The sequence below is a fragment of the Amycolatopsis speibonae genome, from assembly GCF_042647925.1.
GTDB lineage: Bacteria > Actinomycetota > Actinomycetes > Mycobacteriales > Pseudonocardiaceae > Amycolatopsis > Amycolatopsis speibonae.
On the sequence record NZ_JBHRWK010000137.1, the window covers coordinates 1 to 532 of the forward strand.

1 protein-coding gene is annotated in these 532 nt (G+C 64.8%); it reads left to right on the forward strand.

Translation table 11 applies throughout. The features are described 5' to 3' along the window. Window positions 1-60: 60 nt before the first annotated feature. Window positions 61-532: hypothetical protein (locus ACFOSH_RS42485; protein ID WP_378247222.1), on the forward strand; the 472-nt coding region annotated here is incomplete at its 3' end.

The following is a 532-nucleotide window of genomic DNA, read 5'->3' on the forward strand; positions in this document are numbered from 1 at the left end:
CGGCATCTCGGCCCTGGTGACGCTGATCCTGTGTCCGGTCCCGGGGCAGAGGGTCGGGGTGTGGCGGGTGCCGGACCGAGCGACGCTCCGGCGGAGGTTCCGGCGGGTGAGGCGCCCTGGGGTGCGGGTCCTGGCGAAGACGCCTCGCTGGAGGGGTATCTGAAGAAGAACCGTTCGAACCCGGCGAGCCCGGCGGGCCTGGCGACGCCGACGGAGTTGCAGGACTGGGTACGGGATTTGCACGCCGCGGCTGTGGATGTGACCGGTTTGCGAGTACCCGCGCCTGTGGTGGCTGGTCTTTCCGGCGGACAGATCGACGTGAAGAAGGCGCAGGATCTTACGGACACGCACGCAAAGATTGAGCCCCGTCTGGAGCAGGTTCGCGACCTGATGCCGGAGTGGGTCATGAATTTCCGTCCTGACGAGGAGGTGTTGCACGAGGGGGAGTGGAATAAGTACGACGATCTGTTGTTGTTATTGCAGGCGAAGAAGGACTGGTTGCCGGTCAACATCTCGTTGGTGCCCGGTAGGG